Source organism: Rhodoferax ferrireducens T118 (genome assembly GCF_000013605.1).
GTDB lineage: Bacteria > Pseudomonadota > Gammaproteobacteria > Burkholderiales > Burkholderiaceae_C > Rhodoferax > Rhodoferax ferrireducens.
The window spans coordinates 927733-944561 of the sequence record NC_007908.1 but is presented as its reverse complement, the minus strand read 5'-3'; the positions used below and the strand labels follow the sequence as shown (position 1 = coordinate 944561).

Annotated in this window: 15 protein-coding genes; 4 read left to right on the top strand and 11 right to left on the bottom strand. The window is 59.6% G+C overall.

Going from position 1 to position 16829, the window contains the following annotated elements:
- Positions 1-14: 14 nt before the first annotated feature.
- The 10 genes from RFER_RS04485 to RFER_RS23930 form a co-directional block, all read right to left on the bottom strand.
- Entirely contained in the window at positions 15-2177 is a 2163-nt protein-coding gene (locus RFER_RS04485; protein ID WP_011463222.1) for a chemotaxis protein CheA, read from the bottom strand.
- Entirely contained in the window at positions 2167-2532 is a 366-nt protein-coding gene (locus RFER_RS04480; RefSeq protein ID WP_011463221.1) for an STAS domain-containing protein, read from the bottom strand. The genes RFER_RS04485 and RFER_RS04480 overlap by 11 nt, the downstream gene beginning before the upstream one ends.
- A gap of 16 nt (positions 2533-2548) precedes the next feature.
- Positions 2549-2917: a response regulator gene (locus RFER_RS04475; protein ID WP_011463220.1), complete on the bottom strand. Its 369-nt coding sequence runs from the start codon at positions 2915-2917 to the stop codon at positions 2549-2551.
- Positions 2918-2926: 9 nt separating this feature from the next.
- The gene (locus RFER_RS04470) at positions 2927-4066 is read right to left on the bottom strand and encodes a methyl-accepting chemotaxis protein (RefSeq protein WP_011463219.1); all 1140 of its coding nucleotides are present in this window, start codon (positions 4064-4066) and stop codon (positions 2927-2929) included.
- Complete coding sequence (locus RFER_RS04465) at positions 4063-4458, bottom strand: response regulator (RefSeq protein ID WP_011463218.1); 396 nt, start codon at positions 4456-4458, stop codon at positions 4063-4065. Before RFER_RS04465 ends, RFER_RS04470 begins: the two co-directional genes overlap by 4 nt.
- Before the next feature lie 106 nt (positions 4459-4564).
- Positions 4565-7084, bottom strand: coding sequence for a PAS domain S-box protein (locus tag RFER_RS22890; RefSeq protein WP_011463217.1), 2520 nt, complete (start codon positions 7082-7084; stop codon positions 4565-4567).
- A 63-nt stretch (positions 7085-7147) separates the two neighbouring features.
- Positions 7148-9253 (bottom strand): putative bifunctional diguanylate cyclase/phosphodiesterase, encoded by a 2106-nt coding sequence (locus tag RFER_RS04455; RefSeq protein WP_011463216.1) that lies wholly within the window; start codon positions 9251-9253, stop codon positions 7148-7150.
- A gap of 112 nt (positions 9254-9365) precedes the next feature.
- Positions 9366-10019 carry a response regulator gene (locus RFER_RS04450; RefSeq protein WP_011463215.1) on the bottom strand — a complete coding sequence of 218 codons (654 nt, stop codon included), beginning with the start codon at positions 10017-10019 and terminating at the stop codon, positions 9366-9368.
- Positions 10016-11095, bottom strand: coding sequence for a response regulator (locus tag RFER_RS22885; RefSeq protein ID WP_011463214.1), 1080 nt, complete (start codon positions 11093-11095; stop codon positions 10016-10018). The genes RFER_RS04450 and RFER_RS22885 overlap by 4 nt, the downstream gene beginning before the upstream one ends.
- A 54-nt stretch (positions 11096-11149) precedes the next feature.
- On the bottom strand, positions 11150-11596 hold the full coding sequence (locus tag RFER_RS23930) for a hypothetical protein (protein ID WP_166485656.1): 447 nt from the start codon (positions 11594-11596) through the stop codon (positions 11150-11152).
- Here RFER_RS23930 and RFER_RS04440 point away from each other — a divergent pair.
- Both RFER_RS04440 and RFER_RS04435 read left to right on the top strand, forming a co-directional pair.
- Positions 11567-11977, top strand: coding sequence for a hemerythrin domain-containing protein (locus RFER_RS04440; protein WP_041791477.1), 411 nt, complete (start codon positions 11567-11569; stop codon positions 11975-11977). The genes RFER_RS23930 and RFER_RS04440 overlap by 30 nt on opposite strands.
- A gap of 34 nt (positions 11978-12011) precedes the next feature.
- A complete protein-coding gene (locus tag RFER_RS04435) occupies positions 12012-13331 on the top strand; it encodes an HD-GYP domain-containing protein (RefSeq protein WP_011463212.1) in 1320 nt (439 codons plus the stop codon).
- Between the two features lie 416 nt (positions 13332-13747).
- On the opposite strand, the gene RFER_RS04430 is transcribed toward RFER_RS04435, so the two are convergent.
- A complete protein-coding gene (locus tag RFER_RS04430) occupies positions 13748-14662 on the bottom strand; it encodes an IclR family transcriptional regulator (protein WP_011463211.1) in 915 nt (304 codons plus the stop codon).
- A 228-nt stretch (positions 14663-14890) separates the two neighbouring features.
- Between RFER_RS04430 and RFER_RS04425 the strand changes: the two genes are divergently transcribed.
- Together RFER_RS04425 and RFER_RS04420 are read left to right on the top strand one after the other, a co-directional pair.
- Positions 14891-15973, top strand: a complete 1083-nt coding sequence (locus RFER_RS04425; RefSeq protein WP_041790155.1) for an ABC transporter ATP-binding protein — start codon at positions 14891-14893, stop codon at positions 15971-15973.
- Positions 15970-16824 (top strand): ABC transporter permease, encoded by an 855-nt coding sequence (locus tag RFER_RS04420; protein WP_011463209.1) that lies wholly within the window; start codon positions 15970-15972, stop codon positions 16822-16824. The genes RFER_RS04425 and RFER_RS04420 overlap by 4 nt, the downstream gene beginning before the upstream one ends.
- Positions 16825-16829: the final 5 nt, after the last annotated feature.

Below are 16829 nucleotides of genomic sequence, written 5' to 3'. Positions count from 1 at the left end.
ATAAAAAAGCTACTTCAGCCAGCCCAGGCGCTTGCGTTGGAGTTGTTGACCGAGGCTTGTTGCACCAGCTGCGGCACATCCAGAATCAGCGCCACTTCGCCACTGCCCAAAATGGTGGAACCGCTGACGCACTTGACCTGGTTGAACATCTTGGCCAGCGGCTTGATGACGGTCTGGAACTCGCCCAGCAGTGTGTCAACCACTAACCCGGCTTTTTGCCCGGCGTGTTTGAGTACCACAATGTTTTCGCGCCGGGTGATCGGCTCGGCCACGTTGAACAGCTCACGCAGCCGGATGAAGGGCAGGACCTGGCCACGAAGGTTGGTGTAATCGTGTCCCGGCTCGGCGCTATAGGCGACGCATTCCTCGATCATGTCCAAGGGAATAGCAAACACCGACTTGCCCACTTCAACCAAAAAGCCGTCGATGATGGCCAGCGTGAGCGGCAAGCGCACCGTCACCGTCGTGCCGACGCCCTCTGTGCTGTCGATGCTGACGGTGCCGCGCAGCGCCGTGATGTTGCGTTTCACCACATCCAACCCGACACCGCGGCCGGACAAGTTGCTGACCTTCTCAGCGGTGGAGAAGCCGGGCTCAAAGATCAGTGCATAAACCTCGGCATCGCTCATGTGATGCCCCGGTTCTACCAGCCCACGCTCGGTTGCCTTAGCCAGGATGCGTTCGCGATGCAGGCCGCCACCGTCATCCTGCACGCTGATGACAATGCTGCCCGAATCGTGACAGGCGTTCAGCGTGAGCGTTCCTTGGGCTGGTTTGCCGCGCTGGGCACGTACCTCAGCCGACTCAATGCCGTGATCCATCGAGTTGCGAACCAGGTGCATCAGCGGATCGCCAATTTTCTCGACCACGGTTTTGTCGAGCTCAGTGTCTTCGCCTTTGATGACCAGCGTCACGTCTTTGCCCAAGTCGCGTGACACGTCATGCACCACGCGCTGAAAGCGGTTAAAGGTGGCGCCAATCTTGACCATGCGCAGTTGCAGTGCGCTGTCGCGCACCTCTTCGACCAAGCCCGAGAGCTTGGAAGTCGCCTCCTGCAACTCGGCAATCTTGACCCGCGCGGCGATCAGGTTGACGCCTGCGCCAACGATGATCAGCTCTCCCACCAGGTTGATGAGCTGGTCGAGCTTGTCGGCATCGACCCGGATCGAGCGACTCTCGACCGTGCCAAGCTCCTTGACCTGCTTTTGTTTGGTGAGAGCTGCGTCCATCACCTCTGGGCGCACCGAGCCTTGTTCGATCAAGATGGTGCCGATCGGCTTGGCCGGGGTATCAGCTTGCGTGTTGAGCGCAGTGTCGAGCTCTTGCGCGGTGAGGGTGCCACAGCGCACCAGCATTTCACCCACGCGCGCCACATCGCCTGGATGCTCGTTGATCAGGTTGATGTAGTCGGCGATCAGGCTGTGCGGCGGCAAAATACGCAGGCGACAGTCATCGCGCACAAACTCAAACACGTTCTCGATCGTCGCCTTGTCGGCTTCGCTCTGTAGCGCAATTTCAAAGCCGAGGTAACAGGTCTCGGGATCCATCAGGTCAGCGCTCGGAATCGCATCGGGCAAGGTGGCGATGCCGGAAATTTTCCCCAGCGTTTGCAGGTAGCCGATAAAGGACAGTGGGTCCATGCCGTTCTTGAGCACATCGGGGCCAAAGCGCAAGGAGATGTGCCAGTGATCCACCCCCGTGTTGCCGTTAATGCGCTGAATCGGGTCGATGCCCGGGGTCATACCGGTGGTGACTTGGGTGCTGGCGGGAGTTGTTGCCGCTGGCGGCGCCAGGTAGCCGCGCAACTGCACCAGCAGCGGCTCGCCTTGCTGCTGCAGCTCGGCATCGGGCTCGATCTGGCCCGCCGCTACCGCTTCGATCAGCGCGGCGATATGGTCGCGGCATGACAGCAGCAACACGACCAACTGGTCGGCAATTTGGAGCTTGTTAGCGCGCACTTGATCCAGCACGCTTTCCCCCACATGGGTGAAGGCGACGATGTGGTCCAGCCCGAACAGACCTGCTGAACCCTTGATGGTGTGCGCCGTTCGAAATATGGCGTTCACCAGTTCGTCTTTTTCCTCGGCCTGCTCAATGGCGAGCAGCGCGTCTTCCATACCTTCAAGCAGCTCGCGGCTCTCGATGACAAAGGTCTGCAGTGCGTCATCAAGATTCATAACTGCGCCCCGTAGCGTTGGAAGTAGAAGAGGTGGCCGCGCCGCCACGGCGCTGGGTCATGACCAGTGGATCGCCAAAGTAGGCCGCCAGGTTAAGCAGCTCAAAGACTTCAATGACGGCCGGGCTGTGCGCTACCAGGCTCAGCTTGCGCTGGGTGGCCAGCGCCATTTTCTTGGCCAGCATCAGCAGTTGCACGCCAGCAGTGTCAAGCTCGGTCACGCCGCTGAGGTCAATCGCCTGCGCCATCGGTTCGGCGAGTAGCAGGGGTTTGAGCTCAGCGGCGCGGAAAATAGTCAACTCACCCTCGATACGCAGCACCGAAGGCTCGTTCGTTGGCTTGGTTTCTGAGGTCACGTGGTTCTCCCTTGATTTATGGCAGACACAGCTTTTGCACTGCGCCCAGCAGCTGCTCGGGTTTGAACGGTTTGACCACCCAGGCCTTGGCACCGGCGGCCTGGCCTTCACGTTTCTTGGACTCTTCGGACTCCGTGGTGAGCATGATGATCGGCGTGAATTTGTAGGCGGGCAGCTGCTTGACCGCCTTGACAAAGCTGATGCCATCCATCACAGGCATATTGACGTCGCTGATGATCAGGTGCACCTTCTGGCCGTTGAGCTTGGCAAGCGCATCCTGGCCGTCGCGGCCTTCCAGCACGTTGTAACCGGCCCCCTTGAGCGCAATGGTGACCACCATTCGCATCGAAGAAGAGTCGTCCACGATCATGATTGTTTTAGCCATGATGTTCCTCTAGAAAAAAGTAATTTCATCGTCCGTCTTGGCCTCGACTTGGCCGCCTGCATGGATCACATGCTGATCGGCCATGACGTAAGTGCCTTTCAGCTCGGTGAGCAAGGCCTGCGGATCAAGAGGTTGCAGTTCGCCGGCCTGGCTGCGCACCTGGGCTTGCTGCTGCAAAAAGTCTGGCAGCTGCTCGATGTTGTTTCTGACCTGGGTCATGATCTGGCTGACCCGGTCCTGAAATTGCAGTTGCACCAGCGCCTCGCCAATCTCAGCTTTGATGCCGATGCTTTCGTCCTTGAGCTGGGCGCTGGAGCGCTGGAGCGTGTCGGTGATGTCCTTGAACTCGCTCAGCACGCGACCAATGGTGGCCTCGGTCGTGCGTACCCGGCCGTCCCTTTGCTTGACTGCGTCCTGCACCACATGGCAGGCATCAACAATCGCAGCGCTGATAATGCTGACCTTCTCGGCAATACGCCGACCGGTATCGCCCGATTGCGTAGACAGCATCCGGAACTCCTGGGCCACCACTGCAAAGCCTCGTCCGAGGTCGCCGGCGCGCGCGGCTTCAATGGCGGCATTGAGCGACAGCAAGTTGGACTGCTGCGCGATCTTGGCCACGTCCAAGGCCATGTCTTGCAGCTCCACGATGAAGCCGTCCAGACCTTGCACTCTCTCCAGCATGCTCACCATGCTGCTCATGGCGGACTTTTGTGCCGTGATCACCGCGCCCAGGTCTTGTTCACTGCGGTCGAACATGGCCACCAGTCCCTTGTCGGCGTCGTCCAGGATTTCGGTTTCCAGACTGGCAGTGTGCACAGCCGCATCAAGCTTGTCGACAATCCCGCCAAAGCGCTCGGACAGCGCGGCGACGGCGCTCTCCATCTGCTGGCGTGACGATTCAATGTGGCCGCTCCAGATCGGTGCCACACGTTCGCCAAACTGTTGTTGCGCTGCCAGGTAGCGATCAACCGACTGCACCCGGGCGGTGTGCTGGGCTGCCAGCCGCAAGCCAAGCGCCAGACCTGCGACCGCCAGCAGCAGCGCCAGACCGATGGCGGCCCAGCCCAAGCCGCCAGTCATCAGGACGGCCAGCGCGCCAGCCAGTCCCAAGGCCAAGGGATAAAAAAAGTGGTGCATGCGATTCATGCGCTGTCTCCAGTAGGATGGGCGCCGCCAGTGGCCACCAGGCTTGCAATGATCGGCAGCAACTCAGCCACAAAATCGGCCTTGCCGACAAACCCCAGCGCCCCCAACTCATGCGCGACCGCTCGGTAAGACGCGTTGTCGTGCATGGATAGAAAGACAATGTGCGGAGCTTGCGGCCAGGCTTGCATCAGTTTTGCAACCTCCAGACCATTCAAGCCAGGCATCATGATGTCGAGCAACACCAGGTCGGGCCGCCATTGGGCCGCTTGGGCCAATGCCTGCCGCCCGTCATGCGCTTCGGCGATCACTTGTGCGTCGGGCAGCATGGCGAGAAACTTTTTGACCGCAGTCAGAAAGGTCAGGTTGTCGTCCACCAGCAAGATCTTGATCATGCGGTTGACTTTAGGCGCGTCAGGCCGAGCGCACTATCAGGCCAACACCCTAATCAGGGCGGGGAAACACCTTAGGCGCCTATGCAATAGCGTGCAGAAACACCATTCAGACCGCACCCATTGTTGAGCTTGGCGCATCCGGTGTGAACACCACAGTAAACACTGCGCCAGGTGCCGACCCAATGTCCAGTGTGCCGCCGAGCTGGTGGACCAAGTCGGCCACCAGTTGCAGGCCAAGTGACTGGTGGCGCCTGGCCTTAAAGTCGGCTGGCAAGCCAACGCCGGTGTCGCTCACGCGCAGCAGCCACTGCGCCGCGCCACCCTCGGTTGCTGGCGCTACAGTTGCCGTTGCCATCGCATGTAGTTCTATGCGGATTTCACCACTGCGGCCCTCAGGAAAGCCGTGTTTGAGGCAGTTACTGATGAGCTCGTTGACCAGTAAACCGCATGGCGTGGCCTGGTCCATGCTGACTTGAACGGTCGCCAGTTCCAATTCCAGCCGCACGGCGCCACTGCTTTGCGCCCGAAAGGTCTGGCTGGCGAGCTGTTTGAGGTAAGCGCCCAAATCCACCGAGGCAAACGTGCCGGTGCGGTACAGCGACTCGTGCAACAGCGCCATGGACCGGATGCGACCCTGCATGTCTGTGAGCACCGACTTGGTGTCAGGCTGGCTGCTGCGCCCGGCTTCAAGACGCAGCAGGCTGGTGATGACCTGCAAGTTGTTCTTGACGCGGTGATGCACCTCGTTGAGCAGTGCCACCTTTTCTTGCAAGGAGGTCTGCAGGGCACGCTCTGTGCGCTTGCGTTCTGTGACGTCTTCTTTGAGTGCAACGTAGTGGGCCGTGCGACCAGCATCGTCCAACACCGGGGCAATCACAGCCTGTTCCACGAACACGTCGCCGTTCTTCTTGCGATTGCCAAATTCCCCGCGCCACACACCCCCGGCGCGCAGGGTTTGCCACAAATCCTGATAGACCTCGAGCGGTGTCTGGTCAGTCTTGAAAAGGCGCGGGTTTTGACCACAGATTTCTTCAGCGCTGTAGCCGGTGACCTTCGTAATCCAGGGGTTGGCGTATTTGATGTTGCCATCGAGATCAGTGATAAGAATGGATAACGGCGCCTGCTCGACAATGTGTGAGAGGGTGCGCAACTGATCTTCTGCAAGTTTGCGCTCGGTGATGTCGTGTATTGCCACCTGAGTGGCGCTCTGGCCATCGTAATTGATCACGATGCCCGTCACTTCCACATCAATCACAGTGCCATCGAGTTTGAGGAATTTTTCTTCCGCCATGGGCGGGTGGAGGTTTTTGTCGTAACTGCGCTGCATCCGCTCCACCACACTGTGCCGATAGTCCGGGTGAACAAACTCGAGCATGGGTTTTCCCACCAGGTCTTGCTTGGATGTTGCGCCAAACATATGAAGGGCTGCCGGATTGGCGTAAAGCAATTTCCCACCGCGGTGCACAGCGACCGCTTCAGGCGTCCATTCGATCAGGGTGCGAAAGCGGGCCTCACTCTCACTCAGTGCGGCATCGCGCTCGTGCAATGAAACCAGCAGTTGGTTGAACCCGCCAATCAGGTGGCCCACTTCATCGTGTCGGGCAATCGGCAAGGCGCTCGGGAATTCCTTCGAATCGGCCATGCGGGCGAGTGCCTTGGCAGTGGCAAGCAATGGCGTCAGTTGACGGCGCAACATCTCCCACAGGAGTCCGGTGACGAGGAGGGTCAGCACGCAGGCCGCGAGCAGCATGTTCTGCTGCATAACCTTAATCGGGGCAAAAGCTCTTCTGGTGTCTAGCGTGATGGCAATGTACCAGCCAGCGGACGGTATCTGCTTGGCCGAGGTCAGCACCTCAAACCCCAGCGGATTGACGAAGATTTGAGTCCCCTCATACCCTTGCGCCTGGCGGTCGAGCGCGGGGATGACGCCCGGGGCAGGCAACGTTGCCAAGATGCGGCTTTTGTTGGAGCTGGCGACAACGATCTGGTGCTGCGGTGCCACCAAAAAAAAGTCGCCACCCTTGCTGTCATAGCCGCCTGTGCTTGTCGTCACAAAATTGGGCTTGTTCAGGTTGATGATGCCGGCCAGCACCCCAATGACCCGTCCCGCAGTATCTTTGATGGGTACCGCCATCACAAAACTTGGGTCCTGCGTGAGCTTGCTGTGTACCGGCTTGCCTATCGTCGCCTTGCCATTCTTGAGCGGGCCGATGATGTAATCGCGCTCCATGAAATTGGCGCCAATCCGCCCTGGCACCTGAGGATAATCGGCAATCACCGTGCCAGTCGGACCGGTGGAGGCGATGCCATCATTAAACAAATGATGTAACAGCGGCTGATGTGCGAACAATGCTTGCAAGGCCACCGGGTTGTTGATTATGGTTGGGGTGATTTCTCTGGCCGTGATCTCTAGTGCCTGCACGCGATCGGCCACCTCTCGGTCTATCTCTGCGGCTATCAGGGAGGCCGTTGAGAATTGCTGTTCGCCCAGCAGACCTTGCATGTCCTCGCGCAGCATACGACCCGTGTAAAAAGTCAGCGACCAGATGCTGATCACAAAGATCCCCAATGTGAGCAGCGTTACACGCGTTTTGAGCGAGTTCCACTCAAATTTGAATCTTCTCATAGGCTGGGTTGTGAGCTTTTTGTGCTACTTAATATATAGCAAATTAAATAGATAGGATGGGGGCTAGGGCCTGATTTGTTTTAGAAGACAAGCCAGTTCTGCCGCTGGCACCGGTCGCCCGAAATAGTAACCCTGAAAGGCGTCACAGCCGATGCTGGCCAGATAGTCGTGCTGGCCCACTGTTTCCACACCCTCGGCAATCACTTGGAGTCCCAGATTGTGGCCTAGCGCCACGATGGTTTGGGCGATCACCGCATCATTGGGGTTGATCAAAAGATCGCGTACAAACGACTGGTCAATCTTGAGCTGGTCCAGTGGCAGGCGCTTGAGGTAAGACAGCGACGAATAGCCGGTGCCAAAGTCGTCGAGCGCGAAGCTCACGCCTTGCGCTTTGAGTGCGTTCATTTTGGTAATGACGTCCTGCACATCACCCACCAGCATGCTCTCGGTCAGCTCCAGCTTGAGCAAGGTGGGGTTGGCGCTGGTGGCCTGCAGCGCGCTGGTGACATGCGCCACAAAGTCGGGCTGGGCGAACTGCAGCGCGCTCACATTGACGGCCAGGGTCCAAGACCCGGTTGCCCGCTGGTGGGACCACGCCACCAATTGTCGGCAGGCGCTCTCCAGAACCCATTGGCCCAGAGGGAGGATGAAGCCCGTTTCTTCGGCCAGCGGGATGAACTGGGCCGGCGGCACCATGCCACGGACCGGGTGTTGCCAGCGCAGCAGCGCTTCAGCCCCGGTGGGCAGGCCCTGATGGTCGACTTGAATCTGGTAGTGCAGCACAAATTCCTGCAGGGCAAGGCCCCGGCGCAGGTTTTCTTCCAGCGCGGTGCGCGCCAGCGCCAGCGCTTGCAGGGCGGGGTCGAAAAAACGAACAGTGTTGCGCCCGGCGGCTTTGGCCTGGTACATGGCGACGTCAGTCATCTTGAGCAGATCGTCCAAGCTGACTTGCGCCTGCCGGAACATAACCACGCCAATGCTGGGTGTGGTGCCATGGGTGTGCCCGCGCAATCGGTAGGGCTGCGCCAGGGCCAAGAGAATTTTTTGAGCGATGGCTTCGGCCTGAATTGCCGCCTCCTGAGGCTGGCTGCTCAGGGCTTCAAGCATCACCATGAATTCGTCGCCACCGAAACGCGACACCGTGTCATCGTCCCGCACGCAAGTCGGCAGGCGCTGGCCCACCTGCTGCAGCAGTTCGTCGCCAGCGTCGAGACCGAACGTCTCATTGATCTGTTTGAAGTGGTCCAGATCGAGCAGGATCAGGGCGCCGTGCTGACCCGTTCGGGTGGACGTAATGAGCGCTTGCTTGAGGCGGTCCATCAGCAAACGCCGGTTGGGCAGGCCCGTGAGCTTGTCGTAAAAAGCCAGCCGGTAGATGTTTTCTTCGCTGCGTCGACGTTGCGTGATGTCATGCACCAGACCGATGAACTGAGTCTGACCGTTGTGCATGAGTTCGGAGACCGACACGCTGATGGGGAAAACGCTGCCGTCGCGGCGCTGGCCGTCGACCTCTCGCCCTTGGCCCATCGCGCAGCCCGCACCCGTGTGCTGATGGCGTCGCAGGTAGCCGCCATGCAGGCTGCGATGGGGACTGGGCATCAGCATCGCGACGTTGTGCCCCAGGAGTTCCTCGGGCGCATAACCAAACAGGGTGCTGACGGCCTGGTTGATCGAGGTTATCAGGCCCTGCGCGTTGAGGGTGATGACGCCGTCGACCATACCGTCCAGAATGGCCTGCGTGTGCCGGGCCGCGTCGCGTGCCTGGCTGTCGGCCTGATGCTTGTAGAGTGCCATCTCCAGCACGGTACGCAGCTCGCGTTCGGAGAATGGTTTGAGGATGTAGCCAAACGGTTCCGTCAACTTGGCACGCGCCAGTACCTCGTCGGCGGCAAAAGCGGTGATAAACACCACCGGAAGTAAAAATTGCAGGCGGATGGCCTGGGCGGCGGCAATGCCGTCCATGGCGCCAGCGAGTTGAATGTCCATCAACACCAGCTCCGGCTGCAGTGCCCCGGCCAGATCAATGGCTTCTTGCCCCCGCGTGGCATGGCCCACCACCTGATAACCGAGTGCCACCAATTGTTGCGCGATGTCACGCGCAACGATCATTTCGTCTTCCACGACCAGAATCCGGCCCTTGTTGGCGCAGAGAGAGCCTGGCAGACTCATGGCAGAGGATTTTGACGCAGTCGCATGAGTTACACAATAGTCGTTTGCGGCGGCAAGTGGAATCAGGGCGATACCCTAGTCAGGCCGGGAAAACACCTGAGAGACGTGCCTCTCACAGCCCTGACGTCACCACGCCGACGTGCATGGCGTAGCGCACAAGGCCCGCGACTTCATGAATGTCGAGCTGTTTCATGAGTTGGCTGCGGTGCGACTCCACGGTCTTGACGGCAAGATCGAGGCGGCGTGCGATTTCCTTGGTGCTTTGGCCTTCAGCGATGAGCTGCAAGACCTCGCGCTGGCGCGGCGTCAGCTGCGCGCCCGGCTGCGCCTCCCCGCGCAAGCGCTGCACGTAGTCGCTCACCACGCCTTTGGACACCGCTGGGCTGAGGTAAGTCTCGCCACGCAACACGGCCTTCAGGGCCAGTTCGAGCTCCAGCGGCGCGCAGTCCTTCAGCAGGTAAGCGGCCGCGCCATTGCGCAGGGCCTGGCGCACGTATTCTTCGTTTTGATGCATCGACAGGATGAGGACGCGGATGGTGGGCCAGGCCTTGGCCAGTCGGGCCGTGGCCTCCAGCCCATTAAGGCCCGGCATGGCGATGTCCATCATCACCAGTTGCGGTTGCAGTTCTGCCGCCAGTGCCAGCAGCGCCAGGCCATCGGCGGCTTCGCCCACCACCTCGACATCGGGCATCGACTCGAGTAACTTGCGCAAGCCCGCGCGCACCAGGGTGTGGTCGTCAGCCAGCAACACGCGAACCGGTTTCATGCCGCTTCCAGGTGTGTGCGCCATGGGCAACTTAACTGCACCATGCTGCCTAGCCCCGGGGCCGATTCAATGTCAAGCTGTCCACCGATCAGCATAGCGCGCTCCTGCATGCCGAGCACGCCAATGCTGCCCCCAAGCATGGCACGTTCCCGCATGGCATGGAGGTCAAAGCCGTTGCCGTCGTCCTGCACGCACAGCAAAAGGGCATTACTCATACGGCGCAGTGTGATAGTGACCCGTTTTGCCTGGGCGTGGCGGGAGATGTTGGTGAGCGCTTCCTGGACAATGCGAAAACATGCCGTCTCGATGTCGGGCGCGAGCCTCTGGGGCATGTCTTCCGGGCAAAAATGGACTGTAAAGTTGCTGCGGGCAGCGATTACTTCGGCAATCCACTGCACGGCCGGGCTGAGCCCCAGGTCATCAAGCATGGCGGGCCGCAGCCCGGTTGCGAGGCGTCGCACTTGTTGCAGGGCGTCTTCAACAATGCGGATGTTTTCGGCGTTAAGTTCACTGGATGATCCGTCATGGAGACGTTCACTCAATTGCAAGTTGATTTTGATGGCTGTCAGGGACTGGCCGAGTTCGTCGTGCAGCTCTATGGCCACGCGGCGGCGCTCAAACTCTTGTGCCTCCAGCACGCGCCGGGACAGCGCTTGCAGTTGGCGGGTGGTGGTCAGCAGCTTGGCTTCTGCCTGGTGCTTGTACAGCGCCATCGCCAGTACGTTGCGCAGCTCTCGTTCGGAGAAAGGCTTGAGGATGTAGCCAAAGGGCTCAGTGAGTTTCGCACGGGCCAGAATCTGGTCGGCGTCAAAGGCGGTCAGGAACACCACGGGCAGGGCAAACTGCGTGCGGATCGCCTGGGCGGCCGCGACGCCGTCCATCACACTCGCGAGCTGAATGTCCATCAGCACCAGATCCGGGCGCAGTTGGCCCGCCAAACGAATGGCCTCTTCGCCGCGGGTGGCGCGGCCCACGGCCTGGTAGCCCAGTGCCACCAGTTGCTGCTCGATGTCACGCGCGACAATGGCTTCGTCTTCGACGATGAGAATCCTGGGCGGGTTCACGGCTAAAGGCATTCGTCACTCCACGGGGGAAAGCATATTTCTTGTTCAGGCTGGATGCACCGCCGACTATGACCGGTCGGTGATGAGCCTGATCTTGAACGCGGCATCAAGTCCACATTTTGTTACAAGTGTACCTACGATCAATCGGGCCAGGTCGGAGGCCAGTTGGAGACCCTGCGACTGGCTGCGTGTCTGGCGCGATTTGTCGCAGCCACGAATTGAAGAAACGGATGCGGTTGGCAACTGTAAAGGTATGGAAGGGATAGAGTGAAAAATTGGCGACTGGCGCCGCCATGAATTTGTATGCCCGCTTGACACCGGCCGACTGATGAACGTGCTTCCAACGGGTACGAACGCCAGCCGCCCATATCTGACGATTTTTCCATGTTCTAATAGATGCATATTAAGTACTTCTTTAAATGCCAGACCGACTTTTTGATCATTGACCGGGTTTTGGCGCAGCACTTTGACAAAGGAACTTCCATGAACATCGACAAATTCAAACAGCAACACGTTGACATCATCGGGTGCATTGCAGCCCTGCGACAAGCCAGTCAGGCCGGGGTCAGCGAGAACGCCGCAGAGATAGCCCGGCTCATCATTTCGATGAGCTCGGTCATCAAGCTGCACCTTGCCGTGGAAGATCAAATACTGTATCCGGCACTGCGCAGCGGGAACAACGCCGTTCTGGCCAGGATGGGCCAGAAATTTCAGAACGAGATGGGGTCCATCGCATCGGCTTATATGGTGTTTGCCGGCCGGTGGAACCAGGCGGAAAAGGTCGCGCGCGACCCGGAAGGCTTCCGGTCGGACGCCAACTCGGTGCTCAAAATAGTGCATGCACGGATGCAAAAGGAAAACACGGTTTTCTATCCGGCGATTGAAGCGCTCTGAAGCGCCTGATGGATCCTGAATACGCCGTGCCGAGATGAATGCAGCCACCCCATCAAAAGACATTGACGTCAAATTGTTCAGCATGGTGCTCTGTTTTTCCAGAGCGATCGATTTTCTTCACCCGAAGATTTCCGAACACCATCTCCGGGTGGCCTACGTTGCATCCTGTCTGGCCGAGGAACTCGGCCTTGGCCAGGGGCAAATCCAGGAAGCGCTAATCGCCGGCGCGCTGCACGATGTGGCGGCCGTGTCGTCGGCGATGCACTTCGACTTGTTTGATGATGCTTTGACCCGCTATCACGTTAGCACCAGGCAGATTCCCGACCATCTGCACCTGCACGGATGGGAAGGCTATCTGTTGCTGCGCGACTTTGCGCCCTTTGCCAAGGCCGCATCCGCGATCCGCTTCCACCACGTGAACTGGGACTTCGGCCATGGCCGCGAATTCGAGGGAGAACAGGTGCCCCTGACCAGCCACATTCTGCATCTGGCGGATCGCATCGCGGTTCTGCCGGACGACGATCGCCATGTTCTGGAACAGGTGGCCGGCATCCGCCAGGCGGTCGCCACCGGAACCGGGCGCTGGTTCATGCCGGCGGTGGCGGCGGCCTTTGACGGAATTTCCGAAAAAGAGTCCTTCTGGCTCGATCTGACCAGCCGACACAAGGAAGAAATCATCAGTCGCCGTTTCGGCGGTTCGAAGGTCAGCCTCGATCTGGACGGTCTTTACCAACTGGCCAGAATATTCGGCAAAATCATTGACTACCGCAGTCCCTTCACGGCGGCGCATTCCAGCGGAGTCGCCGCCACGAGCGAGGAGCTGGCCCACCGGCTTGGCATGTCGCCCACCGAGAGACGATTGATCGGGGTGGCCGGGAACTTGCATGACATCGGAAAACTTGCGGTGCCCACCGAAATACTCGACAAGCCCGGCAGGCTGACGCCACAGGAAATGTTCATCATCCGCCAGCATCCCTATTACACGCACCGGATTCTGTCGACTGTGCCCGGCCTGGAAACGGTCAACACCTGGGCCTCACTGCATCATGAACGTCTTGATGGCAGGGGCTACCCGTTTCGACCACGCGAACTGCCACTCGGCTCGCGCATCATCGCGGTGGCGGATATCTTCACTGCGATCACCGAAAACCGCCCTTATCGCCGTGGCATGGACCGGATGCAGTGTCTGGCAGTGCTCGACCAGCTCGTCGCTGAGGGCGCCATCGACGGCGATGTGGTGGCGGTGTTACGTCATGATTTCGACCAGATTCATCACATCCGCCGCCGGTCGCAGTCAGCGCATGCGAGCGACAGCGACATGACTGCTGCCGGCGCTCTGTTGCCCTCAGCATAAGGCAAGGGCAGTCGGTTTTGGGTCTGGCCGTTCTGCAAGACGACGATGCGCTCTTTAGTCGACGGATGCGTGAAAAACAGCCAGCCAATACTGGAGATCACTCCTGCCAACGCTTTGAATTCTTCGAGACGTGACTGCTCGTTGCAGCCCTCCTTCATCAACCTATCACTTGACAAGACGCAGGACGCGTCAGCGGGCGCCTGAGGTGACACACACGCACCAACCCCGACGCATCAACGCCTCTGCGGCCCAATGACTTCGCACTGCGCTTTCCACGACACAATGGTCTCCATCGCCTTGTGGAACTCATCGCATCGATTGGGCTTGGTAGTTCTGGAACGTTTGGTCGGCGTCGCATGGCAAAGGTTTGTTGTTTCATCAGCCTGTAACGCTTTCCAGCCCTTGGCGCGTGGAGCTTAATTATCCAATCCCCTGTTGCCTGCCGCTTCATCGGAGGTTTGGATGCGCTGTGTTGCGGGCGAGCCGATCAGACTCTGAGCGGGCCGCCGAAGGCTGGCGTCAAACGGGTGGATTTTGGGGCTTATATTGGCAGCCTCGCGCTTGAGCAACTCCACCACGGTGGGCATGCGATCAGCATTGAGCCGGTCTGCAATGGTGCCGACGCTCAGGGCAGCAACGGCCCGGCCTTCGCGATCGCAGATCGGCACAGCCACACCAGCCATACCTTCGAGCAAACCAGTGTTGCGCCCAGCGTAACCGAGCTTGCGCACACGCTCGATTTCGGTGCGCAGGTACACCTCATCAAATACACCGTATTCGCGCACTCGTGACAGGTTGAAGCGGATCACCTCTTCACGTTCGGCCTCCGGTAGAAATGCCAAAATCGCCATCGCCCCCTGACCCACGCCGAGTGCGATGCGCCCTCCCACATCGCCGGTGAAAGAACGAATTGGGAACGGACCTTCGCTGCGGTCCAGGCACACCGCATCAAAGCCGCTGCGCACCAGCAGAAAAATGCTGTCGCCCAGGCTGGCGCACAGGCGCAGAAGCACGGGCCGGCACAAAGTGCGCAAATTGCCCGGGTTGCCCGCGTGAGCAGCCAACGCAAAGAACTCGATGCTCAAGCGGTACAGCTTGCTGCGTTCATCCTGTTCGACGATTCCTTCTGCCACCAGCGACCGCAGCAAACGGTGCGTGGTGGCCTGCGTCAAGCCCACGGCACGCGCCAATTGGGTGACGCGTGCCCCCTCTGCTTGCACGGCTGTCAGCGCCCGGATCACGGCGAACACACGTGGTACGCCGCCGGTGGTGGTGGATATGGCTTCCAATGCACTCTCCTGTGGAATATCTGACGGACAGTTTACCCGCATGATTCCATTAAACGGAATAACTTTAAGAAATATTCTGTTTAATGGAATACCCTAACAAAGTTGGTTCACTTATTGCAATAAAGTGAACTGGTAGCGTCATGAAGTTCAAACCGAAGGACGCGCTGCACCACCTTGGTGCCCCTTGACGATCGGCGCGACAAAGACGGGGTGCCAGGCCGGCACTTAGGGTGACCTCGGCAACTTGTGGATATCGAAAAAAGGCCCAACATGTCATTCCTTCAGCTCAATAACGTGACCAAGTTCTACGGCAGCACCTGCGCGGTGTCAGCAATGAACCTCACGGTGGAAAAAGGTGAGTTTGTGTCCCTGCTCGGCCCATCTGGGTGCGGCAAAACCACCACTTTGCAGATGGTGGCGGGCTTCGAGTCAGTCAGCAGTGGCAGCATCGAGCTCGACGGACGTGACATCACCCACGCCAAAGCCAACACGCGTGGCCTGGGCATCGTGTTTCAGACTTACGCGCTGTTTCCGCACATGACGGTGGCCGACAACGTGAGCTTTGGCCTGGAGATGCGCAAGATGCCCAAAGCCGAGCGCAGCGAACGTGTCAAGCAAGCGCTGGCCTTAGTGCACCTGGAAGCCCTCGCTCAGAGGTACCCACGCGAGTTGTCGGGCGGCCAGCGCCAGCGCGTGGCATTGGCCCGCGCGCTGGTGATCGAGCCACCGGTCTTGCTGCTGGACGAGCCGTTGTCCAATCTGGATGCCAAGTTGCGCGAAGAAATGCAGTTTGAGCTGCGCAAGATCCAGCGCAAGGTCGGCACCACCACGGTGATGGTTACACACGACCAGAGCGAGGCCATGTCCATCAGCGATCGTGTGGTGGTGATGGAAGGTGGCTGCGCCACCCAGATTGACAACCCGCACAGCGTCTACGAGCACCCGCGCACCCGGTCTATCTCCACCTTTGTCGGCAAGGCCAATCTACTGACTGGACACGTGGTAACCGGTGGTGCCAAGACCCGTGTCAATCTGGGCAGCATCGAGGTGGATGTGGATGATGCTGGTTTTCACCACGGCACATTGGTGCTTCTGAGTGTACGGCCGGAAAAGCTGCAACTTCGCGAGGCTGGTCAGGGCCGCCTGGACGGCACGGTGCGTGAGCGCTTCTTTCTGGGCAGCCAATGGCTGTATACCGTCAACACAGCGCTGGGAGAGTTGTCGGTTCTAAGTCCAAATGACGGTCGCCCGGCGCTGGACGAAGGTCACCTCGCCGGGATTGACTGGCCGACCCATTGCACCCGTTTGTTGCCGGCTGACCAGGCGGCGCTGCAATCCGTGGAGCCAGCATGAGCGCCAGCAAGGCAACCCCCTGGTGGCTTTCCGGGCCGGCACTGGTGCTTTTTACAGCACTGCTGTTGGTGCCGCTGCTGCTCACCACCGTACTGTCCTTCAACGCCTATGACCCGGCAACCGGCGTGAAAGCCGGAGAGTTCACGCTGGAACACTACGCTCATGTGTTCACCGACGACTATTACTACGGCATTTTCTGGCGCACCTTCTGGATCTCTGGCCTGGTCACGCTGATTTGCGTTGCCGTGGGTGCACCCGAGGCCTACATCCTGAGTCGCATGGGCAAGCCGTGGCGTTCAATTCTGCTGCTGGTGGTGCTGGCACCGCTACTGGTGTCGGTGGTGGTACGGGCCTTTGGCTGGAGCATGCTGCTGGGGCCGGAGGGCCTGGTCAACAGCGGCCTCAAGCTGGTCGGTCTAGGGCCGGTGCGCATGCTTTACACCGAGGTCGCCGTGGTGGTGGCACTGGTGCATGTGATGCTGCCCTTCATGGTGATTCCGGTCTGGACCTCGCTGCAAAAGCTCGACCCGGGCGTCGAAAACGCAGCGCTGTCGCTGCGCGCCTCACCGTTCACCACCTTGCGGCGCATTGTCTTGCCACAAGTGCTGCCCGGCATCTTGTCGGGCAGCCTGATCGTGTTTGGCCTGTCGGCCAGCGCGTTTGCCATCCCTGGCCTGCTTGGCGGGCGGCGCTTGAAGATGGTCGCCACCGTGGTCTATGACGAGTACCTGCATGAGCTCAACTGGCCACTGGGTGCGGCCATTGCGCTCACGCTGCTGGTGGCCAACCTGGTGGTCATGCTGAGCTACAACCGGCTTGTTGAAGGCCGCTACAAGAAGTCATTGGGGTAAATACC